4 protein-coding genes are annotated in these 21,013 nt (G+C 45.7%); all 4 read right to left on the reverse strand.

From position 1 onward, the window contains the following. Window positions 1-697: 697 nt before the first annotated feature. The 4 genes from H524_RS0113160 to H524_RS0113175 all read right to left on the reverse strand — a co-directional run bounded on the left by H524_RS0113160 (window position 698) and on the right by H524_RS0113175 (window position 20,812). Window positions 698-5,173, reverse strand: a complete 4,476-nt coding sequence (locus H524_RS0113160) for an autotransporter domain-containing protein (protein WP_027940508.1) — start codon at window positions 5,171-5,173, stop codon at window positions 698-700. 540 nt (window positions 5,174-5,713) lie between these two features. Beyond that, complete coding sequence (locus H524_RS0113165; protein WP_027940509.1) at window positions 5,714-9,967, reverse strand: autotransporter domain-containing protein; 4,254 nt, start codon at window positions 9,965-9,967, stop codon at window positions 5,714-5,716. Window positions 9,968-10,850: 883 nt separating this feature from the next. Beyond that, a complete protein-coding gene (locus H524_RS0113170) occupies window positions 10,851-15,404 on the reverse strand; it encodes an autotransporter outer membrane beta-barrel domain-containing protein (protein ID WP_027940510.1) in 4,554 nt (1,517 codons plus the stop codon). Between the two features lie 866 nt (window positions 15,405-16,270). Continuing rightward, on the reverse strand, window positions 16,271-20,812 hold the full coding sequence (locus H524_RS0113175) for an autotransporter domain-containing protein (RefSeq protein ID WP_027940511.1): 4,542 nt from the start codon (window positions 20,810-20,812) through the stop codon (window positions 16,271-16,273). Window positions 20,813-21,013 lie beyond the last annotated feature (201 nt).

A 21,013-nucleotide genomic window follows, 5' to 3' on the forward strand; every position in this document is an offset into this window, starting at 1 on the left:
CATCATGCCTGGCTCAGTCTCTTCACCAATCTCACGTTTTCTTCTAATACCACTAGGATTTGAGCTCACATAAACTCTTTTGCTTTTAGGTGATACTTTGGCATCTTTAGGTATTGGAACTTGCTTAAGATTTCTGTACAAAGCCATGATAATATTGTCCTAAATATTGCTTAAGATATTCGTACAAATCGCACGAATAATTATAGCATATTATCAATGGTTTCGTGAGTGATTTTCTAAAAATAAAAAAAGGGCTAAAGCATCAGGTTTATGAAGCTTTAGCCCTTAATAATTGTGTAAGATATGTTGTGTTTATATATAAGATATTGTACGATATTTAGAAAAATTCAGGTCTTACTGAAGACTAGATACACTTTTTAAGGCCTAATAAATAGTTAGAAATTTTGTATACATATCAAGATTATACGTATTTGCGACATAATAATAGTGACGCACGCATCAGTCCAAATCGACTCCTGATAGTGAACCAATTGATAAATTTTTGGCCTTTACGACGAGCAAATTTACATGGATCTATATGAAAAAAGCGACCACAACTGATGCTCTATCCCTGACATCAGCCAAGATCGCTTTGATAAGACAGCGCCTGCTCAATATATGAGCTGCTTTGACGCTGTCTAGAACAAAGATTTAAAGGTTCTATCCTAAGTTACGCACAAGAGGCGCAAAGTAGGTATTAGAACATGTAACGGCACTGAGCGTTTACGCCGAAGCTGTCGGTGTTAGAAGAGCCAGTGTAGTTAACATTCAGTGAGGTACCGAATGCACCGTTCTGAGCACCTAAGCCAAAGGTTACGCCATACTGAACTTCATCAAGAACCTCAGTATTCAAGTTGATGCCATGACCAATACCTGAGAATGTAGTGGTTGACTTAGCCTCAGTGTCACCAGTGTTGAAGGCAACGGTTAAGTCTGCGCTAGGAGCTAATGACCAGCCACCTGCAACGAAAGCCTTGGATAAGGTTACGCCAAGAGGTACTGAGAAGACGTTCTGAACGTCAAAGTCAGTAGTAGCAATTGCACCATCAGCACCGATTAAGTCATAAGAATCAGTGTTCAGACGGATGAATCGAGCAGCTAAGTGTGGGGTTACATCAACAGCAGGTGTAGCAACAGTGTACTGACCAGTTAAGCCCATGGTTACAGCAGTGGTGTCTGCCTTACCACGTAAGCCTAAGCCTTCAACCTCATGAGAGATTACGGTCATGGAAGCGTCACCCACTAAGGCAAAGCTACCAAAGCCCATTGCTGAGTAGATACCAAAGCCGTAGTAGTCAAACTCGTCCTTTAAGCCATTACCCTGGCCCTTGCCATCTGCATCACCAGAACCGATGTTAAATACAGCACCAAAGCGCATATTGCCGTTTACAGTATCAGCACCGAAAGCAACGCCGCCTAAGTCAACCTCTGAGCCGTATGAAGCACCCTCAGCGTTGAAGCCGTCAGCATCTAAGCTCTTGTACATTGGGGTTAACCAAACACCGCCATTAGCCTGTGAGCCAGTAGCAGAGATGGAGGCAGCCTCAACGCCTACAGCGCCAACACGACCAAACATAGCGTCAGCCATGGTGGTTACAGAGGCGACGGCAGCCTGCTGAGCACCAGCATAGGTTGCAGCGTGAGCAGCGGTATCAACTACCTTGAATCCACCAGCTGTGTCAGCAACAGCGGTTACGAACTTATGACCAGCTTGAGTGCTGTCTACAGCGTAGTTACCATTAGCCAGACCTAAGAAGAAGTCGCCAACTGGGCGTGCAACACCATCATAAGCCTTCTTATCAGCATCTGGAGAAAGCTGAAGCTTATCTAAAGTGCCAGTAGTGCCGCTTAATGTGCCTTCTAACAGACCGCCTAAAGCCTTTACCGTGATACCATTGGCGTTTTGAATCTTAACAGTACCTGCAGCACCGCCATCAACAGCTGCAAAGATCTTTAAGTTGGTATCGTTAGCATCAAAGTCACCAACTAAAGAAATAACTGATGAATCTTCACTTACAACCTTGGCATCTGAAACATTTTCACCAGTCTTACCAAAGGTAATAGCAGCACCTTGCTTGTCAGCACCAAATGCCTTATCAGTGATGATCAGGGCTGCTTTAGCACCTAGTTTGACGTTGTCTGGAGTAGCAGCAGTGCCTTCTGCCACTTTTTCATCAGTTAAGTTGTGGTCAACAGAAACACCATTGCCGCTGGCAATAACTAAGCTATCACCAAGTACTAAAGCGTTGGCATAACCACCCTTGTGCTCAGCAGGATCAGTAAACTTGCCATCTACAAGGTAGTTAGCCATAACTGAATTGAACTCAGCCTTATCAAAGCCAAGACCAAATGCAGCGTTTTTACCAACAATGATATTACCTGCAGCTACGTTTACACCATCATCTGTGGTGCCATCGGTTAAGGTCTTAGTACCAAGAACGGTTGCTGGCTTTTGGTATGATGGGTCAACAAAGATAGTTGAGCCTGCACTCATCTTTAAGCTGTTAGTAAATACGGTTGCAGTGGTGCTAGTCTCTGCAGCACCGTCCTGACCAATAGTCAGAACATTATGGTCGGCAATAGACAGCGAACCAACGTTGACTTCTACGTCACCTGCGATGGTGTTTTTGATCTTATCGGTATCAGTACCTGCCTTAGCAAATTCTAATGAGCCAGCAGTTACATTACCTAAGATCGAGCCTTTACCGTTGATAACGACTGCGCCTTCGCCATTATTTGCGTTCAGAGAAGTGCCCTTAGCAAGGTCTAAGGACTTGGTATATAAGTCACCCTCAACCTTAAGCTTGGAGCCTTTATTCACGATAACGCTCTGAACGTCCTTACCAGCGCCAGTTTGGCCAATGCTGCCCTTTACTACAACATCACCATTCTTGCTCTCAGAGCCAACAGTGAGTGAGCCGCCAGTTGCAGAGCTACCGTTTACAATAGCGCCGATCTGGCCAGAGCCATATAAGGTTAAGGCATTGTCAGCTTCCTTAAAGGTAACGTTTGCGACCTCAGTGCCTGAAGCACCGCTCTTAGAGACAAAGAAGCCGTCTGCACTAGGAGTGTTTAAGGTAACAGCACCGCCTTCACCCAAAGAAAGGTCTTTATCGTTCTTAACTTGAATGTTACCAACGGAAATAACCTTATCTACAGGGGTAGCAGCGCCATCAGTTACAGTGACTGTAGTCTTTTCGTAAACGTCGCTGGTGTTGTTACCCTCGACGCTACCGAGCTCAACAGGGCCAGTTGGAGCCTGAAGGTCGCTAATATTTACCTTGTACAGGCCTTTAAAGCCAGTATTTGCAGCCTTTAAAGCCTTAAACTCAGCCTGAGTTAAGGAAAGATCCTTGCCGTTTGCATCCTTAATTACTAAGACTGTATTAGAACCACCAACTAAAGAGCCACTAGCAACCTTATTGTTATCTAAAGTTTTCTTGCCATCTTGGAAGATATCTGTAGCATCGACGTGCAGCTCGGCAGTATTCTCAAGAGTTACGCCACCCTTCTTAATAGCTAATAAGCCACCTGAGCCTAATACATCTATGGTTGAGGCATCAGCGGTGATTGAACCTGCAGCTGGGTCGGTATCACCTGCACCAGCAGTTGTGGTAAGGGTACCTGTTACTGTCAAAGTGCTATTGGTTACAGTAGCAGCACCTGAAACGATGTTCAGGTCTTTAACTGACCATTTACCACCTTCTACAGCTAATGAGCCTGCCGAGCCAGCTGGCGAACCACTTGGGCCAGCAGCAGCGCCAACAGTCACGCCTTTACCGCCAATAGTCTTTAGCACTTGATCAGCTGCCTTAAGGGTTAACTTAGAGGCGTCGGAAAGAACTAAAGCATGGTCGCCTGAAACAGTTAAGGCCTTTGAAACCTTGAGGTTTGCAGCTTTAGCAGTTACATCACCTTTACCATTACCAAGAGTGAGGGTGTCAAAGGATAAGACTACACCGCTTTGAGTTGCTGCTGCGCCGCTAATAGCGTTGGAGGCAAGAGTACCTTGAGCCACATGAACAGTTAAAGTGCCATCAGCGCCATTTTTTAAGTTGGCATTGATTGCGCCATCACCAGACTCATCAATTAAGGTTAAGCCAGTAGAATCTAATGCAACAGAGCCACTGCCACTTACGGTTAACACAGCATGGGCGCTGTCAGCTGACTTAACCTCACCAGCCAAGAATTTCTTAAGAGTATCGCCATTCATGCTGGCAGTCTTAGTAAAGGTAACGGAACCTGTAGACTCCTTAACAGACTTGTCTGCAAAGACAGCATCACCCTTAACTACCAGAGTACCGCTATTAGTAAGAGAGTCTTTTCCTGTAAAGGTTGCATTGCCAGTTACAGTAGCAGTCTTGTCTTGTTTTGTAGTTAAAGCACCAGCATTTGCAGTTAAATCGCCTTCAATAGTCATGCTCTCATCGGCAGCAACGGTACCGCCACTGATCGCTACGTTACCAATGAGCTTAGCGCCCTCACCAGATGCGGATACCTTGCCGGTGGTATTTACTGTAATCTGAGCACCGGACTTGCCAAGTACACCACCAGCACCGATATTAACAACGGCGTCTGGTTGTTTTGGGGCAGACTCAGCTGCCGCACCAATGGTAATTGGGCCAGTTTCTAATGTAGCATTAGCTTTAGCGGCACTATTAAGTTCTAAAGTGCCTTTAGTTACAGTAAGGCTTTCAAGTTTTACTTTAACAGCGTTGGTGCCATCGCCAATGGTTAATTTAGCAGCTGTAGCTGGATCGGCCTGATTGATATTTAAAGTTGCAGCACTAAGGTCGAGATTGGTTTTGGCAGGAGTACCAGGAGCTGGAGAAGTAACTGCAGCCACACCAAGGAAAGTGCTCTCACCTGCTTTGAGGGTGATGTTTACTTCTTTAGCAGCTGAATCGGCTAACGCAGCTGTAAGAGTCAGCTTATTGTGAGTTGCGCCATCGCCACCAATAACTAACTCAGGATCTGTGTGGGCTTTAAATGCTGCATCGTCCATTGCAGTGGCTGTGGTAGGGCCTTGAGGTGCTGCAGCAGCGGCAGCAGGGGCAGAGAGTAGGGCAGTGGCTGCAACTAAAGAGGCACCGAGGCTTGCAAGGTAGGCGTGCTTGAAGACAGCACGGTATTGAGCCATCAAGAACTTAATGGCGTTGTTAGTTTGCTTCATGAAGCGTGAAATCTTATGTTTGATTTGTATTTGACTTGCACAAGTGAAGCTACGCCTTTAAAACTGCATGCTTGACTACGGATAAACTCAAATTGTCGTATACACTTGTTTATGGGTCACAATATACAAACGCTATAGTACTTCTAAGGCACTAAACATATTCAGTTAAAATCAACTGCTCTTTGCAAGATATACAAAAAGTGAGACGACGATCGTCCTTGTGCACAAAAACTTGGCAGTGAATGTAAAGTAAAAGATCCTTTTTAAATTCGCAGAAATTCTATGAGTACTGTTTCACGCCAGCAGTTAAGCCAAAAGGGGCGTCCTAACAAACGGTGAAAGCCAAAAGTACGGTCTGAAGGATATTCATACATGCCTCATACGAAAAAAGCGACCACAACTGACGCTCTATCCCAGACATCAGCCATGATCGCTTTGATTAGACAGCGCCTGCTCAATACATGAGCTGCTGTGACGCTGCCTAGAATATAGTTTTTAAGGTTCTAACCTAAGTTACGCACAAGAGGCGCAAAGTAGGTATTAGAACATGTAACGAGCCTGAGCGTTAACACCGAAGGAATCGGTGTTCTCAGAACCAGTGTAGTTGAGACCGAAAGAGGTACCAAATGCACCGTACTGAGCACCTAAACCAACGGTTAAGCCGTACTGAACCTCATCAAGAACCTCGGTGTTAAGGCCGATGTTCTTGTTCATGCCGCTGAAGCGAGTGGTTGAGCTAGCCTCAGTGTCACCAGTGTTGAAGGTTACGCTCAGATCTGCGCTAGGAGCTAAAGTCCAGCCGCCAGTGGTGAAGCCCTTAGAAAGAGTTACGCCTAATGGGATTGAGAAGACGTTCTGTACATCAAAGTCAGTATTTGCAACAACGCCATCATCGGAGATTAAGTCGTAGCTGTCGGTGTCAAGACGGGTTAAACGAGCACCTAAGTGTGGAGTTACATCTACAGATGGTGTTGAAATAGTGTACTGACCGGTTACGCCCATGGTTAAAGCGGTAGTATCTGCTTCACCCTTGAGGCCTAAACCAGTAACGTCGTGAGAAACAACAGTTACGGATGCGTCACCAACTAAAGCAAAGCTGCCAACACCCATTGCTGAGTAAACACCGAAGCCGTAGTAGTTAAACTCATCCTTTAAGCCGTTACCGTTGCCCTTACCCTCTGACTCACCAGAACCGATGTTAAATACAGCACCAAAACGCATGTTGCCGTTTACACTATCAGCACCGAATGCAACACCAGCAGCATCAACGTCAGAACCATAGGATGCGCCCTGAGCGTTGAAGCCGTCAGCATCCATTGACTTGTACATTGGGGTTAACCAAACACCGCCATTAGCCTGAGAGCCAGTTGCTGAGATGGTAGCTGCCTCAACGCCTACAGAGCCAACACGACCAAACATAGCGTCAGCCATGGTGGTTACAGATACTACAGCAGCCTGCTGAGCACCAGCGTAGGTAGCAGCATGAGCAGCTGCGTCAGCAACAGCACCAGATAAAGTGGAGGTTGCAACGTCAGAGATCAGGTCAAAGCCTAAGCCCTTGCCCTTGATATCGCCGCTTAACTTGCCATACAGAACTTCACGTACTGGAGCAGAAGCATCAGCAAATGCACCTAACTTATCAGCATTCTCACGGCTGAAAGACAGACCAGCAGTACCGTCTCTATCTGTCGAGCCAGTTAACAGGCCGTTAGCAGACTCAATGGTCATAGAACCTGAAACAGTAGTAGCGCCTTCAAATACCTTGAAAGACTTGTCAGCACCAGAGAAGTCACCAACTACAACAAGCGTAGAATTACGATCTAAGTTAACGGTACCATTAGTGAATGTAATGGCAGCGCCAGTCTTGTTGCCATCAGAATCAACACCGTATACCTCGTCGGTGATTACTAAGGCAGAACCTGACTTGAAGTTGATCTCGCCTTTCTTTGCAGTAGCAGCGTTAGCAGAAGGATCAACAGTTAAACCATCAGTAGTATTGGATAAAGTAACGTTCTTATCCAGAACTAATGCACTCTTGAAGTCCTTAAGTGCACCATTGCCATCGGTGTACTTAGAGAGCATGTCTACAAGCTCTTGCTCGTTGTCAAAGCCAACGCCAAATACGCCATTGTTACCTACGGTTACAGTACCTTTTAAAGTACCAGCGTAGTTGCCATTTACATGGCCAGACAGGTTGTTTACAGCCAGTAAGGAATAACCAACAGAGCTGGTTGGGTCTACGAATACAGCGCCAGTATTCAGGTCTAAAGTACCAGCATATACAGTAGCAGTTGAGCTGTTCTCTGAATCATCTAAGTTCTGACCGATCTCAAGCAGCTGCTTGTCAGCCAGCTTCAGAGTGCCTAACTGAACCTTAGCGCCACCAGCAATCACGTTTTCATTAGCAGTATTGCCGGAACCAGTGGTTAATTCTAAAGAGTTTGCCTTCAGGGAAGTACCGATAAACTGCAGGTCATTGGTTGTAATGTTGCCCTTAACGTCAACTACAGTACCAGCCTGTGAGTCGAGGTTAACAGTGAATACATCACCAGATTCTACTTTCAGAGATGAGCCAGAATTCAGAGTAAGGTCGATAATCTGCTTGCCAGTACCACCAATGCTATAGCCCTCTACCACAGTAACAGCGCCAGGATTACCAGACTCACCGCCCAGGCCAATGACTACTTTGCCTTTATTATCAGCTGTTGCAGTAATAGCTGCAATTTTACCTGCGCCAACTAAGGTTAAGGAGTTATCAGCATCGCCAAACTCAACACCGCCAACTGCAGTACCAGCGTCAGACTGCTTGGTTACAAAGTTACCCTTGATGCCCTCAGCAGAAGCATTGTTTAAGATTAAGCTACCGCCAGCAGCGAGCTTAACATCTTCTGGGGCCTTAACATTTACGTTACCAACAGAGAATGCTGCAGTGATGCTGTTCTTGCTAGAGTTAGCAACATTTAAGGTCTTTTTGTTGTAAGCGTCAGTTTTGAGGCCTGGTAATACGCTGTCTGTAGTAAGCTCACCCTTAACATCGATCTCAACATCCATGTCAAAGACGCCGCCAAAGCCAGTCTCACCATAGAATGTCTCGAATTCATCTGAAGTCAGCTTACCGCCAGCAACCACAATCACGGTGCTACCGTCGCCTGAAACAGAGCCCTTTGCAAAGTTTGTGTCGACAAACTCAGTACCCTTAAGGATATCAGCTGCATCGATCTTAAGAACGCCGCCTTTGCTCAGCTTCACGGTATTTTTAGCTGCACCTTTAAGAACTAATGAGCCACTGCCCTGAACATCAACGGTACCGCCATTTACAACTAACTGAGCTTCTTTTGTTGCTGTGAGTGCGCCATTTACCTTAAGAGTTGCGTTTTTTGCAACTTCAGCTTTACCCTTTGTTACTGTAATGGCAGGTAAAGTCCAAGTGCCTTTCTTAACAGTTAAAGTGCCAGTTTCGCTGCCTGAACCAATTGCTACTGATGCAGCGTCTACAGAACCACTATCGCCATCTAAGGTCAGTGCACTGCCGCTATTTAAAGTTAAAGCTTTCTTACCAGCAATAGCTAAAGACTCAGAAACAGCAACGGTACCGCTCTTGAAGGTTACAGCTGCATCTTTACCAGCAGTAAAGCCCTTGAAAGAGAGGGTTACGCCATCCTGACCAACAATTTCATTAGCGCCTGCGTACTTAGCATAATCGGTCTTTACAGTCAGACTGCCATTACCTTGCTTTGCAAGCTTAGCACTTACAGCACCGTCTGATGCACCGATGATATCTGTAGTTGCTAAATCCAGAGCCTTTTCAGCGGTGGTTTCATCAGAGAGCTGAACTACTGCATGCTTATCAGACATGCTCTCAACCTTAGCAGTTGCTCCGCCAAGGAGCTTCTTAAGATTTGCAGAGCTTAAGGTTAAAGTAGCCTCGCCAATACGGATATCAGAAGCTGCGCCAACTGTTAGGGTTGCATTATCGTGAATGGTGCCGCCTTCAGCGAGGATAGTTGTGCCTGAGCTGATAAAAGTAGAACCGCTCTGGAACTCAGCTGCGCCCTTGATAGTTAAATGCTTCTGATCTCCTACATCCAGAGTACCAGCAACACTTAGTTTGCCGTCTAAGTTTGCATCATTTTGAGTTGTGCTCTTAGATTGCAATGTAGCGTCTTTACCAACGGTGATAGTTGCACCAGTCTTACCTAAAGTACCCTTTGTAATTTCTACAGTAGAGCCACTTTGTAAAGAAATCTTACCTGCAGATACAACACCTGCTGCCATGGTCAGCTTGGAGGTATCACCTAAAGTGATAGTCTCAGCGTTAATAGCACCCTTAGTAAGCGCTAAGGTACCCTTAGTTACACTGATATCCTTGAAAGTAACTTGTACGCCATTAGTATTGCCAACTTCAAGCTGAGTGGCACCAACTGCACCTTTGCCAGCAATAACTAAAGATCCGCTTTTCGCAGTAAACTTACCAAGGTCGCCTGTGTGACCTTTGATAGTATGACCTGCGCCCTCAATTATCTTAAGTGTGAACTTTTTGTCATTAACTACATCTTCATCTGCAGTTGCTGCTAAAGATAGTGAGCCAGAGTAGGTAGGAGCACCTGTACCTACCTTAACCTCACCATCTAAGCCAGCCCAATCCTTTTTCTCTAAGTCACCTGCTGCAGCCTGTGCCTGACCAGATGCTAAAGCGGCGGCTGCGATAGCAGCTACCATGGCGATGTTGGCGTTCTTGAAAATTGCACGATATTGAGCCATTAAGAACTTAATGGCGTTGTTGGTTTGCTTCATTCTATTTAAGCTTAATAAACCGAATTGTTGTGCGATTTGGAGGCTAGACTGCACTCCTTAGCGGATGGCATCGTATGCGTATTTAAGAGTGATGCGCGTGCAGATACAAATCGCTTTAGAGATATGTTTGTTTGCCGTCTATATCGATTTTGATGCTCAAGACTCTGTGAAGTTTGCTAGATAAGACTATGCGTAACTTCAGGATATAGGTCATAGCCCGCAATCTATGTAGCACGCCAATACATAAGACCATGGAGGTCACGATGTATATCAGGTGCTAAAGACCTTATGTTGATTTGGCATGAGCTTTAGCTGTAGGAGAGAAAAAGTCATGGGATGCATAAGATAGGGCGATTAGACCAGTCTGTTCTGTTTCTAGCTATCACTATAATCACAGCGTATTTGTGACAGTCTCGATTTGGTTTTTTGCAATATAGACATGGCTTATGCTTTAGACTGGCGCATCTGAACTAGACGCCCCCCCCCCCTAGCATATTTTCTATACTAATACAACATAAATTTGATATATTTAAGGGTATTTCTGCCGCAAGTCACTCACATAAAAGTATATTTTGATGCTTATTTTTTAACTATTCTCCATTTTACACAGTGCAAAAGCTGGCTTAAGAAACAGCATTTTCTAAAACATCTGCATCACTTCGTAAAGCATTGCCGCATAGACAAGTGCTTTTGTCTAGGCACAGCAAAATCTATCGTACACAAAAACGAAAAAGCGACCACAACTAATGTTCTATCCCAGACATCAGCCATGATCGCTTTGAATAGACAGCGCCCGCTCAATACATGAGCTGCTCTGACGCTGCCTAGAACATAGATTTAGAGGTTCTAACCTAATTTACGCACTAAAGGCGCAAAGTAGGGATTAGAACATGTAACGGCACTGAGCGTTAACACCGAAGGAATCGGTATTCTCAGAGCCAGTGTAGTTGATACCGAAGGAGGTACCAAATGCACCGTACTGAGCACCTAAGCCTAAGGTTAAGCCGTAGGTAACCTCATCAAGCACCTCGGTATTCATGTTGATAGCCTTGATGCCAGTGAAGGTGGTAGATGACTTAGCCTCAGTGTCACCGCCATTGAAGGTAATGGTCAGGTCTGCGCTAGGAGCTAAGGTCCAGCCGCCAGTGGTGAAGCCCTTAGAAAGAGTTACACCTAAAGGTACTGAGAAGACGTTCTGTACATCAAAGTCTGTAGTAGCGATAGCACCGTCAGCACCAACTAAGTCATAAGAGTCGGTATTTAAGCGGATGAAACGAGCACCTAAGTGTGGGGTTACATCAACCATTGGGGTGGATACAGTGTACTGACCAGTTAAGCCCATGGTTACAGCAGTGGTGTCTGCCTTACCACGTAAGCCTAAGCCCTCAACATCGTGAGAGATTACAGTTAAGGATGCGTCGCCAACTAAAGCTAAGTTACCAAAGCCCATTGCTGAGTAGATACCAAAGCCGTAGTAATCGAACTCATCCTTTAAGCCGTTACCATTGCCCTTACCCTCGGCATCACCAGAACCGATGTTAAATACTGCACCGAAACGCATGTTGCCGTTTACAGTATCAGCACCGAATGCTACGCCAGCAGCGTCAACGTCTGAGCCATAGGAAGCACCCTGAGCGTTAAAGCCGTCGGAGTCCATGGACTTGTACATTGGGGTTAACCAAACACCGCCGTTAGCCTGTGAGCCAGTTGCAGAGATGGAAGCAGCCTCAACGCCTACAGCACCAACACGACCAAACATAGCGTCAGCCATGGTGGTTACGGATACTACAGCAGCCTGCTGTGCACCAGCGTAGGTAGCAGCGTGAGCAGCAGCATCAACGGCCTTGAACTGCTTGTTGCTAATTGCCTTGGTTAAGAAGTCATAACCTGAACCAGTAGAACCATCAAACTTACCGTTAGCAAAGTCAACAAACAGCTGACCAACAGGAGCAGAAACCTCAGAACGGATTGCTTTCTCAGCAACAGGATCTATAGCCAGAGAAGCGATAGAGCCATTAACAGCGAGGGAGCCACTTAACAGACCACCAGCGGCAACAACCTTTGGATTTCCACTCACTGTAGCGCCGCCACTGTTATCGTCGAAGATTACCAGGCCCTTATCGGCAGCGGTAAAGTCACCCACTAAGACAACTGAAGAACCAGCTGCCGCAGTTACCTTACCATCATTGTTATTAAACTTGATGGCTGGACCAGTCTTGGAACCGTCAGTACCCTTAGCAAAGGCATTGTCGGTAACAATTAAACCAGTACCTGCGCCAAGATCAATAGTATTAGGAGTTACTTGGGTAGAAGTTGTTGCGCCCTTCTGCAGGGTGATACCCTTGCCGTCGCCAACAGTTACATTCTTGTTTACAACTAAGGCATTAGCAAGCTGATTCTTTGATGCATCTGGGGTTGCGGTGAACGACTCATCAGCGTCTAAGTAAGTGCCAATTACTGCCTTGAGCTCAGCCACGGAGGCAAAACCAATACCTAAAGCAGCATTGTTGCCTACAATAGCATTGCCGTTTAAGGTGCCGGCATCGGTATCGCTAGGAGTTGAAACGCCTGAAAGGGAATCTGCGATCACTAATGATGCCTTGTCACCATAAGCAGGATCAACAAAGATGGTGCCGTTTTGTAAGTCTAAAGAACCTACCAGAACAGTTGCACCTAAACCACCCTCAGCATCATCACCAACCTGAATAGTAGTGCCTGATGCGCCAATTAAAGTACCGAGATCAAGAGTAGCACCGCCAGCGATTAACTGATGGCTATCAGTAGCTGAGAAAGTTAATGACTTAGCAGTAATGTCGCCCAGAATGGTTACGTCATCGCCACTTGCACCAACGGTAATGCCTGCCTTGCCAGCAACAATCTCTGCACCTGGCATTACATGGAGTTCATTGGTCTTAACAATAGTACCCTCAACAGTCATGGTTGAGTTGTTAGATGCCTGAACAACGTTTAGAGCTTGAGTTTCACCGATATTGCCCTTAACAACTACATTGCCGGTCTTAGAGCCGTCAAAAGAGCCAACTACGAAAGCACCATGTTTATCAGTCTTGGCATCGATTGCGCCGATGTTACCAGCACCCTGCAGACTCAGTACTGTCTTATCGCCGGACAGAGTTACGCCTGCAGCAACCTTGCTACCCTTCTTCTGTACGAAGTTGTTGTTGGCATTGCTGTTAGCGCCTGCATTGGTAAGAGTAAGGTTTGAGCCATTGGTTGACTCAAGATCTAAGGTGCTGCCAGCACCATTAAGCTCAACGCTACCAACATTGTAGGTCTTGTCAGCAATCTTCTCGGTTACTGTTACCTGAGTACCATGATAGACACTCTCAGGAGTACCAGTCTCAACCGCACCTAAACCTAAAGATGGCTCAGCAGGATTGTTAGTAGATACAGTGAAGCCCTCAAAGAGACCAGTAAATTTGGTATCTTTCTTCAGCTCCTGGAACTGCTCCATGGTCATGGATTGAATGCCAGTGAGCTTTAAGGTGGCGATATTGTTGCCAGAAACTGCATCACCAGCAACCTTATCCTTAAATTTAACAAGGTCTGTACCCTCGTTGACAGTGCTAAACCACTTAGAGCCATCTAAAGTAAGGGTTGATGCGCCTTTCATCTTAATAGTGTTAGCACCAAGCTCATATGCACTTGCCTTAGAAGCGTCTAAATTACCGTCTTCTAAGGTGATAGTACCGTCAGTTGCAGTGGTTACTAACTTGCCAGCAACGGTTAAGGTGGCATCAGAAGCAATACCTACAGAGCCGCTGGTGATTACGAGGTCATTAAGAGCTTTGATGTTGCTACCAGCTAAGATCTCGATCTTTGCCTTATTGCCTTTAACATTTACATTGCCCTTAATAGTGCCTTCTGCTGCGTTCTCAAGCTGCAGAGTGTCTTGCAGGACGAACTCTTTAGCATTCTTATTATTTACAAGGGTAACATTCTCAGCCCAGAAGTTGCCAACACCGAGAGCTTTTTTACCGTCAAATTCTGCAGAGCCTAAGGTTAAGCTCTTTGCAGCAACTTCAAGAGCGCCTGCATCAGTTAATGCCTTTGAAACGGTCAGATTTTGGCCTTTTAAGGTACCAGCACCGCTTACATAGATTTTGCCATCAGTAGAGCTTGTAGCAAACTTGAAGATATCGGTATGAGCTACATCGAGATTTTCGGTATCAGTTAGCTCGAGAGTACCGCCGCTCTTTAAGGTAATGGAACCAGAAACGGCCGCTGAGAAACGTGCATCACCCTCAGCCTTAAACTGCTTGTTCTCATCTAAATACTTGAGAGCCTTATCGTTTGCATCTTTGGCAGTGAGGTACTGCTTTAAGGTGGCGGAACCAAGCTTTAAGACGGCAGTATCGTCAGCAGCGCCATCCTTACCTAAAGAGATATTGCCAGCAGCATCACTTGCGGCTAACACGGCTGTAGGAGCAACAGTAATTGTACCTGCCTCTACAACTACGTCAGAGCCAAGATCCATGACTGAGGTGCCGTTGAGGTCAATGGTATCTGCAGTTACAGTTAAAGCAGCATTCTGCTTAACAGAGAACCAGCCATCATTGATTGTGGTCTTAGATGCATTGTATTTAGTTTTACCATCTGCAACAGCGCTACCTACGCTAATAATACCGCCATTTACATTAACTTGGGCAGCATTAACAGTGGTTCCACCTTTATTGCCTGATGGACGTAACTTACCATCCTTGTGAATAGTAATGACAGTACCCTCATTACCTAAGGTAGCTGCACCACTGCCATCAGTCTGTAACTTACCGCTGGTACCGAGGTAAATTACTGCACGACCATGAGTTTCATTATTGTCAGCATCCTCAACAAACTTACCATCGCCGATAACGATGTTTTTAGCAGTTAAAGTTACAGATGAGTTTTCGCCCTTAGTTGAGATGTCAAATACAGACTGCACATTAACGTTATTAAAATCTGCTGTCAGAGAACCGCTATCAAAAGCAGCAAATGTAAGTCCACGAAGCTCGTCTTTCTTGCTCTGAACAGACTTAACTTCGAGGTCACCGCCGCCAGCGATATTAAGAGAGATGCCGTCACCAGATGCAGAAATCAGATTTGCTTCAGGAGCAGAAGTATTGTCTGATAACACAAGCTTCTGGCCTGAGGTCAAGGTTAACTTTTGCTGACCAGTTGTTACTTCAACCTTGAGATTCTGAAACTTGCCAGATGCACCTTGATCGGATGCTACACCAGTGATTTCAATAGTGCCTTTGCCATCTTCTAGAGCCTTTGCCCACTCATCATGCTCGAGATTACCGTCTGTTGTAGCGGCATTAGCAGAGCCTGCAGCTAAGGCGGCAGCAGCCATTGCAGCTACCATTGCGATGTTGGCGTTCTTGAAAATAGCACGATACTGAGCCATCAGGAACTTGATGGCATTGTTGGTTTGCTTCATTGTTTGTAAGCTTTGAAAACCGAATTATGACGCGATTGTGAGTCTTGAATGCATGTTATATGGTTGAGGCATAATATGCTTTAAAGAGCCTCAAGCATGCTTATAAAATCGCTGATTAGATATGTTTGTGTGATGTCTACATCGCTGTATAAGAGAAGGGTTCAGAGAACCTTGCTAGAGATGACTATGCGTGACTTTAGAAGATAGGGCGACCACCATAGACTTTGTTAGCACGCAAACACGTTAGACTGCATAGTTCTAATGTCACTATGAGGTAGTTCGTGCTAAAGTCCTTATGTTAGTTGCTCATAAACTCTGCTTTATACAAGCAGGTACCTAATGAGCACTGAGTAGGGTGATTCGTCCAGTCAGACTCTGGCAATCACAATAGCTTGTGAAAGTCTCGAGTGAATTTTTACGATGTAGGCCGTTTTCATGAAAAATACTGGCCAATCTGAAATATCGTGCCCCCCCCCTAGAATACTTTTTATACTTATATAACGATAATTAGGCCAGATTTACGATTAATCCTGTATTTAGATCGTCAATATCGTTCTCTTGAAGAGCTTATTTCAAACAGCACATCCTAAAATGCACCCATCTACTCACAACAAACGTCTATGAAGACATCCCACGATCTCTGATAAATCAGGGATGAGCAGAGTAGGGAGCCTTTTGCAAAGTCATACAGCTTATCTCATGAGCTAAAGCTAAAAAGCGACCACAACTGACGCTCTATCCCTGACATCAGCCATGATCGCTTTGATTAGACAGCGCCCGCTCAATACATGAGCTGCTGTGACGCTGTCATAACTTAAATTTAGCGGTTCTTCACCTAGTTCAAGCCATTAAGCGTGAAGCAGGCATTAGAACATGTAACGAGCCTGAGCATTTACGCCTAAGCTGTCGGTGTTCTCAGAGCCAGTGTAGTTGATACCGAAGGAGGTACCGAATGCACCGTACTGAGCACCTAAGCCTAAGGTTAAGCCGTAGGTTACTTCATCTAAAACTTCAGTGTTCAGAGCTACGTTCTCGGTAATACCGGTGAACTTAGTGTTGGACTTAACTTCAGTGTCACCGCCATTGAAAGTAATGGTCAGGTCTGCACTAGGAGCTAATAACCAGCCACCTGCATTTAAGCTCTTAGAAAGGCTTACACCAACTGGAACAGAGAATACGTTCTGTACATCAAAGTCAGTAGTGCCAACAACACCCTTAGCGGAGTTGAGGTCGTAAGAGTCAGTATTTAAACGGGTGAAACGAACACCAGCGTGTGGAACTACATCAACCATTGGGGTTGAGAAAGCATACTGGCCGGTTAAGCCCATGGTTACAGCGGTGGTATCAGCCTTGCCGTTTAAATTGCCAAAGCTCTCTACACCTGAGTAGCCCTCAACATCGTGAGAGATAACAGTTAAGGAAGCATCACCAACTAAAGAGAAGTTACCAAAGCCCATAGCTGAGTAAATACCGAAGCCATAGTAATCGAACTCATTCTTTAAGCCGTTACCATTGCCCTTACCATCAGCATCGCCAGAACCGATATTAAATACTGCACCAAAGCGCATGTTGCCATTTACAGTATCAGCACCAAAGGCTACGCCAGCTAAGTCGATGTCAGCACCGTAAGTTGCGCCTTCAGCATTGAAGCCGTCAGCATCAACGTTCTTGTACATTGGACTTACCCAAACACCGCCGTTAGCCTGTGAACCGGTTGCAGCGATAGATGCAGCCTCAACGCCAACTGCACCAACACGACCAAACATTGCGTCAGCCATAGTGCTTACAGAAGCAACTGCAGCTTGCTGTGCGCCAGCATAGGTAGCAGCGTGAGCAGCAGCATCAGCCTCAACACCGGTCATGGAATCGGTACCGATAGTAGCCAGAAGCTCAGCACCAACGCCATTGCCAGTTAAGTACTTGTCGCCATCAACGCCTAAGAGCTTCTTGAACAGATCGCGAACAGGTGCAGATACACCAGCCATCTGAGAGTCAAGCTTGCCCTCTTCAAGCTTCAGGGAATCGATAGTACCAGATGCACTGATAGAACCGCTGATGAGGCCGTTAGATGACTTAACATCTAAAGTACCACCGGTAATGGTAGAGCCAGAGAAGATGGTAATGCCCTTGTCACCAGCGTTGAACTTACCAGAGAGGATTACGGTACCACCCTTGGATGCGTCAACGCTCTTGTTACCGTTATCCAGCTTGATAGCATAGCCTTCTTTCTTGCCGTTTACAGTGGTGTAAGCAGCATCGGTAACAACCAGAGCAGAGCCCTTACCAAAAGCTACTGCAGCGGTAGTTGCGGAGCCAGCGGTTGCTTCTGGATCGATGATGATCTTGTCGTTCTGGCCAAGGTCGATGCCCTTGTTGAGTAATAAGGCGTTCTGAACCTCAGAGCCAGAAACAAAGCTGCCATTGCCGTTGAGGTACTGAGAAAGAATGCGCTTTACATCTTCTTCGTTATCAAAGCCGATAGCTAAGATCGCGTTCTTACCAACAGTTGCCTTACCATTAAGCTTATTGCCCTCAAGCTGACCTAAAACGAGCTTGCTTGCTGGAGCATTGAAGTCTGGGTCAACGAAAAGGGTACCGCTGTTGAGGTTGAGTTTGTCAACCAGAACGGTTGCACCTAAACCACCAACCTTATCTTCACCAACCTGGATGAAGGAGTGCTCATCAGTGCCAACAAGGGTGGCTACATCTACAGTTGCGCCGCCAGCAAATACAACACCACCAGAGCCTTCTACCTTGATTTCCTTAGCAGTAAGATCGCCAAAGATCTCAGATGAGCCAGCGCCCTTTGCAGTGCCTGTACCAATAACTAACTTGTTATTAGGCATGTTGACCTTGGAGTTAGCTAAGGTATACATCTCCTTAGTGTAAACGTCACCATTTACGGTCAGGACTGAGTTGCTGGAAACATCAAGCTCACCAACAGAAGTACCTTGTGCGCCAATGCTACCTGATACGGTTACATTGCCGGTCTTGGAGTTGTTGTAGGCCTCACCGATCATTACAACACCCTTACCAGCAGCTGCAGAGGTGATTGCACCGATGGTACCTGTGTTCTGTAAGGCTAATACTGAATCACCAGTAGCAGCAAATGCTACACCACCAGCGTTGCCATCCTTATTTACAATGAAGTTGCCATTGCTGCCGTTGGCTGAAGCATTGGTAAGGGTCAGGGAGCCACCAGAAATTGTGGCATTGGCACCGTCAGTAACCTTGATATTACCTACAGTGTAAGAGTTTTCAATTGCGCCAGCAGTTGTAACAGTTGCCTGAGTATTGTTGTAGTAGTTGCCACCAAGACCGCTCTCTACCTTACCAATTGCAAGCTCTTTATCTGCTGCTGCACCGTTAATGCCGAAGCCTTCCCATGTTCCCTTGAAGCCTGTGGTCTCGCCCTTTAACTCCTTGAACTGCTCCATGGACATGGAAGACATGCCAGTGAAGATGATCTTGGACTTGTTATCGCCAGTTACTGAGTCAGCTAAGAGGCCATTCTGGAAAGCAACTAAATCACCTTGAGTGTCAGAAAGCTTAACGAGCTTGGAACCATTTAAGACTAAGCTTGAGTAGCCTGACATGGTTACAGTGCCAGCCTTCAGGTCTACAGTTGCCTTAGAGGCATCAAGTTTACCTTCTGAAAGCTTGATCTTACCGTTGGTTTCGGTGGTAGCTAACTTGCCTGATACGGTTAATGAGGCATTAGAAATTTCAAGGCCAACATTGCTGTCAGAACCTTTCTTAACGATCAGGTCCTTGCCAGACTCCAGGGTGTAATCACCCTCAGTAATAAAGAGCTTACCTGCTGTAGCGGCAGTACCAATGGTCAGAGCACCTGAAATAGTGCCATTGCCCATGGTGTCGAGGTTAAGGCTGTTCTTGAGGCTAAAAGCCTTGTCAGCTGATGACTTAAAGGTTACGTTCTCAGCCTTTAAGGTGCCAGTACCGATGCCCAGGTCAAGATCACTTGAATCAGTGCCATCTTTACCTAAGGTAAGGTTCTTAGCTTCTACAGAAAGGCCAGTTCCATTGGTAATCTTCTGAGAGATTGCAAGGTTATCGCCCTTGATTTTACCTGAGGTATTGACGTAGATGCTTTCCTTAGTTGCAGTGGTTGCGAAAGCAATCTTCTTATTGTCGGCAAGGTCTAAAGTCTCAGTGAGATTTGTGAGGCTTAAGGTACCGCCAGAGAGGGTTACCTTGCCCTTATCAGAAGCGAACAGACCTGTAGTGCCTTTCTTGATGTTGGCAGCATCAAGCTCAAGAATACCGTCGCCTGAAACAGTCAGTGCAGTGTGGTTTTCTAACTTGCTATTGATTACAGTAGAGCCTGAAACGGTGGTAGTGCCGCCTGAGGTTTTGTTACCTAAAACTAAGGTACCAGTGCCCTTGGTGGTGAATTTGCCAAGATTAATGTTAGCATCTTCGTGCTTAGTAGCGTCGCCAGAGTGACCGCCAGTCCAATCACCGTCGATAAATAAGTGCTTGCCATCTGCAATTGAGGCAATACCGTCTTTAATTTCGGTATTCTTGCTATAAATTGCACCATCGCCGATAGCATTGAGAACAGTGCCGTCAGAGACAACTAATTTTGCTGTTGCATCGCTACCACGGAAAAATGCAGTGCTATAGCCATCTGTGTGCATGGTACCGTTAAAGTTAATGGTTGAGCCAATAAACTTTGCATTTACAGTGGCAGCAATACTGGATTTGTCCATCAGGTTTACAGTTGAATTTTCAACTGAAAGAGCAGAGCTAGTGTCTGATGTCTCGTGCACAGCAAAAATATTGGCGTAGTAGGCCCAATCTTTCTTGCCTGGATCATTTGTAGCATTGTAATCAACAGCACCTTGGATAGTGATGTTTGAGCCTGCCTTAATATCAACAGTATTGAAGAGAATTGAGCCCTTGGTTAATTCAATGGAACCGTTGTTTACAGTTAGTTTGCCCTTATCGCCACCAGCGTCAGTACCTTTGGCATAACCAAAAATCTGGGTGTTGGTCTCATCAGTGTTGGTTAACTTTAAGGTAGCGCCATTCTCAACAGTTAAGCCCTCAAGAGCAAAGTGCTTAAGAGCTGCGCCAGTAATGTTAAGAACGGTGTTTGCGCCGGTTACAGTGGTGGTGCCAGAGGCGTAGTTCCACTGAGTGTGAGGTAAAGTTGAGGCGTTAAAGTCCTGGGATGCATTGATGGTTTCGCCCTTTTGGGTTGCACCATTTGCAGCACCAAAATCAGAGGCTTCCCACTTACCGTTTCCAGCTGCATTAGCAGAGCCTACAGACAGGGCGGCGGCAGCTGCGGTAGCAGCAAGGATCATCTTAAGGTTGGCGTTCTTGAAAATTGCGCGGTATTGAGCCATTAAGAACTTAATGGCATTGTTGGTTTGCTTCATGTGAAAAGCTTATAACCTGATATATACGGTATATTTGTTTCAAAGCTCACATTCAAGAGTAGGCGGGATAATGCATGGATTTGGCTTTGTAAAGCCTTTGGGGGCAGTGAGCTTACTTATATGGTTTCTCAAATGCATTGAGAGCATATGTATCTTGAAATTCGGCTAGATTTTACACGAAATCTTAGCAAATAGCATATT

This window comes from Anaerobiospirillum succiniciproducens DSM 6400 (assembly GCF_000482845.1).
In the GTDB taxonomy this organism is placed as follows: Bacteria; Pseudomonadota; Gammaproteobacteria; order Enterobacterales; family Succinivibrionaceae; genus Anaerobiospirillum; species Anaerobiospirillum succiniciproducens.